Origin of the sequence: Nocardioides sp. (assembly GCF_035481145.1) — a bacterium.
Classification (GTDB): domain Bacteria; phylum Actinomycetota; class Actinomycetes; order Propionibacteriales; family Nocardioidaceae; genus Nocardioides.
In genome coordinates, this window is record NZ_DATIHB010000131.1 from 1 (window position 1) to 5,936 (window position 5,936).

General features: G+C 69.8%; 6 protein-coding genes and 1 pseudogene. 6 read left to right on the forward strand and 1 reads right to left on the reverse strand.

Annotated elements, in window-relative coordinates; genetic code table 11:
- The 6 genes from VLF38_RS10705 to ilvC all read left to right on the forward strand — a co-directional run.
- Window positions 1-198: hypothetical protein (locus VLF38_RS10705; RefSeq protein WP_325271248.1), on the forward strand; the 198-nt coding region annotated here is incomplete at its 5' end.
- Complete coding sequence (locus VLF38_RS10710) at window positions 195-1,100, forward strand: hypothetical protein (RefSeq protein WP_325271249.1); 906 nt, start codon at window positions 195-197, stop codon at window positions 1,098-1,100. The genes VLF38_RS10705 and VLF38_RS10710, both read left to right, overlap by 4 nt.
- Before the next feature lie 13 nt (window positions 1,101-1,113).
- Window positions 1,114-1,761, forward strand: a complete 648-nt coding sequence (locus VLF38_RS10715) for a VOC family protein (RefSeq protein ID WP_325271250.1) — start codon at window positions 1,114-1,116, stop codon at window positions 1,759-1,761.
- A 258-nt stretch (window positions 1,762-2,019) separates the two neighbouring features.
- On the forward strand, window positions 2,020-3,762 hold the full coding sequence (locus tag VLF38_RS10720; protein WP_414689389.1) for an acetolactate synthase large subunit: 1,743 nt from the start codon (window positions 2,020-2,022) through the stop codon (window positions 3,760-3,762).
- Complete coding sequence (gene ilvN / locus VLF38_RS10725) at window positions 3,762-4,304, forward strand: acetolactate synthase small subunit (RefSeq protein WP_325271251.1); 543 nt, start codon at window positions 3,762-3,764, stop codon at window positions 4,302-4,304. The genes VLF38_RS10720 and ilvN overlap by 1 nt, the downstream gene beginning before the upstream one ends.
- 102 nt (window positions 4,305-4,406) lie before the next feature.
- Window positions 4,407-5,432 (forward strand): ketol-acid reductoisomerase, encoded by a 1,026-nt coding sequence (ilvC, locus tag VLF38_RS10730; protein WP_325271252.1) that lies wholly within the window; start codon window positions 4,407-4,409, stop codon window positions 5,430-5,432.
- A gap of 235 nt (window positions 5,433-5,667) precedes the next feature.
- Here ilvC and VLF38_RS10735 read toward each other — a convergent pair.
- A pseudogene (locus VLF38_RS10735) lies at window positions 5,668-5,936 on the reverse strand (ABC transporter permease); the annotation flags it as partial.

Genomic DNA, 5,936 nt, shown 5'->3' on the forward strand with positions numbered 1-5,936 from the left:
GCCCAGGTCGCCGAGGCAGCGACGCTGCTGGCCCCCGCGGCCCTCGACGCGTCGATGCCGCACCCCAACCTCGTCGCCTTCCGCGAGGCAGCCATGGGGGAGCACGTCCTCCAGGCGGTCTTCGTCGCCGACCTCGCCGACCCGGTCACGTCCGACGTCGACGCCGCCCTCCGGGCCGCCTGCGGACCCGCCACGTGAGGCGCCCGGCCCTCGTCCTCTGCGCCTTCGCGCTCGTCGCCGCGCTCGCGCTCGGGCAGGCGACGGGCTCCAGCGAGCCGGTCGGCTCGGCGAGCCTCGCGGCCGCTGCGGAGAAGGCGGCAGCGAAGCCCGTCGAGCGTCCCGAGCTGCTCGACGGCCGGGTCTTCGTGGCGTACTACGGCACCGTCGGGACCCCCGTGCTGGGCGTCCTCGGAGAGTCGGCGCCGGAGCACGCCATGGCCCGCGTGCAGCGCGCCGCCGCGCCGTACCGCCGCAACGGGCTGCCGGCGCAGCCGGTCTTCGAGCTGATCGTGACGATCGCCGATGCGGTCCCGGGCCCGGACGGCGACTACAACCACGACGTCCCCGTGGCCGCCGTACGCCGCTGGGTCGAGGCCGCGCGCGAGTCGGGCGCCCTGCTCGTCCTGGACGTGCAGCCCGGACGCGCCTCGTTCCCCAGTGTGGTGAAGCGGTGGACCTGGGCGCTGCGCGAGCCCCACGTCGGGCTCGCGATCGACCCCGAGTGGCGCATGCACGGCAGCCAGGTGCCGGGGCGCGTGATCGGCGCGGTCTCGACGTGGGAGGTCAATGCGACCTCGCAGTGGCTGGAGGGACTCGTCGAGGCCAACGGGCTGCCGCAGAAGCTCTTCCTGGTCCACCAGTTCCGTCGCGACATGCTCCGCGGTGCGCACCCGGTGCGGGACCGCCGCTTCCTCGCGGAGATCCAGCACGTCGACGGCTTCGGCACGCCGCGCGAGAAGCTCGCGACCTATGCCGCGGTCGCCCGGCCGCGTGAGTTCCGCATGGGATTCAAGCTCTTCTACGACGAGGACCGGCCGCGGCTGACGGCCGCGCAGGTCCTGCGCATCCGGCCCCGGGTGGACTTCGTCAGCTTCCAGTAGCACGGTGGAGCCCATGACGGACCTCATCGACAAGACCGCCTTCGACGCAGCCGGCCTCGACGACTGGCGCCACCTGCTCAACGCGCTGCACGCGCGCTACGACCCCGGCTCGTACGCCGCCGGCCTTGCGCTGGTCGCGGCGATCGGCGCCGCGGCGGAGGAGCTCGACCACCACCCCGACCTCGACCTGCGGTGGGGCCACGTCAACGTCAAGGTCACCAGCCACGACAGCGGGGGAGTGACCACGCGCGACCTCCGGCTGGCCCACCGGATCACCGAGATCGCCGCTGCGGCTGGAGCGGTGGCCCGGCCCGAGCGGGTGCAGCGGGTCGAGGTCGCGCTCGACACCGCCGACTGGCAGCGGATCCGGCCGTTCTGGAAGGCGCTGCTCGACGGCAGCGACAACCCCAGGCTCCCGGACGAGGTCATCGACCCGGATGGTGCGATGCCGACGCTGTGGTTCCAGGGGGCCGACGAGCACGAGACCCCGCGGCAGCGATTCCACCTCGACGTCCACGTGCCGCGTGACGTCGCCGAGACACGGGTCGCGGCGGCGCTCGCGGCAGGTGGCACGCTGGTCAGCGACGCCGACGCTCCCGGCTTCGTCGTGCTCGCGGACCCCGACGGCAACAAGGCGTGCGTCTGCACGGGCTGGCGCTGACCGACGTCGCCGAGGCGGCGCAAACCTGCACGGCGCCCGCCGGAATGTGGGACCGGCGTACCGGAGTATGGGACGCCCGCCATACTGGCTTGACGCCTCCTTACCCGGCAGCGAACCTTTACGCATGCGGACTCTTCTCGTACGCACGCGACGCGTGGGCTGAAACGGACACAATCCCGATCACTCCATGCGTCATCCCCTCGTTGCCGGCAGGCCGAGGGGTTTTTTGTTGGAAAGACACGGCAGACAGGAAGCACGATGAGCGAGAGCGTGACCGGCGCGCAGAGCCTGGTGAAGGCTCTGGAGCACGCGGGAGTCGAGGACATCTTCGGCTACCCCGGCGGCGCCATCCTCCCGGCGTACGACCCGCTCTTCGACAGCAAGATCCGCCACATCCTCGTGCGCCACGAGCAGGGTGCCGGCCACGCTGCCGAGGGCTACGCCTCCGCCAGCGGGAAGGTCGGCGTCTGCATGGCGACCTCGGGCCCGGGTGCGACCAACCTGGTCACTCCGATCGCCGACGCCTACATGGACTCCGTGCCGATGGTCGCGATCACGGGCCAGGTGCCCGAGGCGCTGATCGGCACCGACGCCTTCCAGGAGGCGGACATCCGCGGCATCACGATGCCGATCACCAAGCACAACTTCCTCGTCACCGACGCGGCGCAGATCCCGCGGACGATCGCCGAGGCGTTCCACCTCGCCTCGACCGGCCGTCCCGGCCCGGTCCTCGTCGACGTCACCAAGTCCGCGCTGCAGGCGACCACGTCGTTCCAGTGGCCGACCGAGATCACGCTGCCGGGCTACCGCCCGGTGACGCGTCCCCACGCGAAGCAGATCCGCGAGGCCGCCCGCCTGATCCTCGCCGCCCGCAAGCCGGTGCTATACGTCGGCGGCGGCACGATCCGTTCGCGTGCCCACAAGGAACTCCGTGTCCTGGCCGAGCTGACTGGTATCCCGGTCGTCACGACGCTGATGGCCCGCGGCGCGTTCCCCGACAGCCACCCGCAGCACCTGGGCATGCCGGGCATGCACGGCACGGTGTCCGCGGTGGCCGCCCTGCAGAAGTCCGACCTGATCATCAGCCTCGGCGCCCGCTTCGACGACCGCGTCACCGGCGACCTCTCGACGTTCGCGCCGGGTGCGCTGATCATCCACGCCGACATCGACCCGGCGGAGATCGGCAAGAACCGTCACACCGACGTCCCGATCGTGGGCGACATCAAGGAGGTCCTCACCGACCTCATCGCGCTGCTCAAGGCTGATGGCCAGCAGGGCGACTACGAGGGCTGGGTCGCCTTCTGTGCGGGGCTCAAGAAGCAGTACCCCCTCGGCTACGACACCCCGGCGCAGGGCCTCGCGCCGCAGTACGTCATCGAGCGCCTCGGCGCGATCTCCGGTCCGGAGTCGATCTTCGCGGCCGGTGTCGGCCAGCACCAGATGTGGGCGGCGCAGTTCATCTCCTACGAGCACCCCAACACCTGGCTCAACTCCGGAGGCGCCGGCACGATGGGCTACTCCGTGCCCGCGGCCATGGGCGCGAAGGTGGCCTGCCCCGACGCGACCGTCTGGTCGATCGACGGCGACGGCTGCTTCCAGATGACCAACCAGGAGCTCGCCACCTGTGCGATCGAGGACATCCCGATCAAGGTCGCGGTCATCAACAACGACAACCTGGGCATGGTCCGCCAGTGGCAGACGCTCTTCTACTCGGAGCGCTACTCCAACACCGACCTCCAGGCCCACGGCAAGCAGGTCCGCATCCCCGACTTCCCCAAGCTCGCAGAGGCCTACGGCTGCGTCGGCCTCTCCTGCGAGTCGGCGGGCGACGTCGACGCGACGATCAAGAGGGCCATGGAGATCGACGACCAGCCGGTCGTGATCGACTTCCGGGTCCACAAGGACGCCATGGTCTGGCCGATGATCGCCGGTGGCGCCAGCAACGACGAGATCCAGTACGCGCGCGACCTCGCGCCCAAGTTCGACGAGGATGACCTCTGATGGCCCGTCACACCCTCTCCGTCCTGGTCGAGAACAAGCCGGGCGTCCTCACGCGCATCGCCGCGCTCTTCAGCCGTCGTGGCTTCAACATCGACTCGCTGGCCGTGGGCCCGACCGAGCACAGTGACGTCTCCCGCATGACGATCGTCGTCAACGTCGAGGAGACCCCGCTCGAGCAGGTCACCAAGCAGCTCAACAAGCTGATCGAGGTGCTCAAGATCGTCGAGCTCGACGGCACCGCGTCGGTCAACCGCGAGCTGCTCCTGGTCAAGCTGAAGGCCGACGCCGACACGCGTGGCCAGGTCCTCGACGTCGTCCAGCTCTTCTCGGCCGATGTCGTCGACGTGGCCCCGGACGCGGTGACCGTGCAGCTGGTCGGCAGCAGCCAGCGGCTGGCCGACTTCCTCAAGGTCGTGGAGCCCTTCGGCATCCGCGAGCTGGTCCAGTCGGGCATGGTCGCGATCGGTCGCGGCCCCCGTTCGATCTCCGAGCGCACGCTGCGCCCGGTCGCCGTACCGACTCCGCCGCCCGCTGTCGGCTGAGTCACCCGCCGATCTTCAGCCGACTGAGTACCCCGCCGGCCTCCGGCCGGATGTTCCCCCTGACAATCACTACGTACAAACCCACCAGAAGGAGAGCCCATCGTGGCTGAGATGTTCTACGACGACGACGCCGACCTGACCCTGATCCAGGGCAAGCAGGTCGCTGTCATCGGTTACGGCAGCCAGGGCCACGCCCACGCCCTCAACCTGCGCGACTCCGGCGTCGACGTCCGCATCGGCCTCAAGGCCGACTCGAAGTCGATCGCCAAGGCCGAAGCCGAGGGCCTCAAGGTCCTCACGGTCGCCGAGGCCGTGGAGGAGGCCGACGTCATCGTCATCCTCGCTCCCGACCAGCACCAGCGGAAGATCTACGCCGAGGACATCAAGCCGCACCTCGCCGAGGGCGACACCCTCGTCTTCGGTCACGGCTTCAACATCCGCTTCGGCTACATCGAGGCCCCCGAGGGCGTCGACGTGATCATGGTCGCCCCGAAGGCCCCGGGTCACACCGTCCGTCGCGAGTACGTCGCGGGCCGCGGCATCCCGGACATCATCGCGGTCGAGAAGGACGCCTCCGGCAACGCGCTGGAGCTCGCGAAGTCCTACGCGAAGGCGATCGGCGGCACCCGCGCCGGCGTCATCATGACCACGTTCACCGAGGAGACCGAGACCGACCTCTTCGGTGAGCAGGCCGTCCTCTGCGGTGGCGTCTCGCAGCTCGTCATGTACGGCTTCGAGACCCTGACCGAGGCTGGCTACCAGCCGGAGGTCGCCTACTTCGAGTGCCTCCACGAGCTCAAGCTCATCGTCGACCTCATGTGGGAGGGCGGCATCGCCAAGCAGCGCTGGTCCGTCTCCGACACCGCCGAGTACGGCGACTACGTCTCCGGCCCGCGCGTCATCGACCCGTCGGTCAAGGAGAACATGAAGGCCGTCCTCGCGGACATCCAGTCGGGTGCCTTCGCGAAGCGCTTCATCGACGACCAGGACGCCGGCGCTCCGGAGTTCCTCGAGCTCCGCGCCAAGGGTGCTGCCCACCCGATCGAGGAGACCGGCCGCAAGCTCCGTGGCCTCTTCTCGTGGAAGCAGCAGGACGCCGACTACACCGAGGGTTCTGCGGCTCGCTGACGTCGCCTGAAGACTCCGTGAGGCCCCGGCCGAGGAAGAGCCACACCCACTCCGTGGGGCTCCTCGGCCGGGGCCTCACACATTCCCGCCGAAGCGGCGCGAACCTGCACGCGGCGTACGCCGAAGCGGCGCGAACCTGCAGGTTGCTCTGAAGGTTCGCGCCGCCTCGGCACGGATGTCGTGCAGGTTCGCGCCGCCTCGGCTCGGATGTGGTGCAGGTTCGCGCCGCCTCGCGCTACTTGATCTCGGTCTTCAGCACCAGCCGCAGGCCGACCAGGAGCGGCACGACGATCCAGACCAGCGTCGTCACACCGAGCTGGGCCCACTGCTCGCCCGTCAGGGTGCTGTCGAAGAGGAGGAAGCGGGTCTGGTTCAGGTCGAACCAACCGGCGTTCTCCGCCCACCACTGCTGCGACGAGGCGAGCGCGCCGGAGATGCCCGGCAGCACGAAGTTGACGACGAAGTAGCCGACGACCGCCGCGGGGGAGCTCCGGAACACGAGGC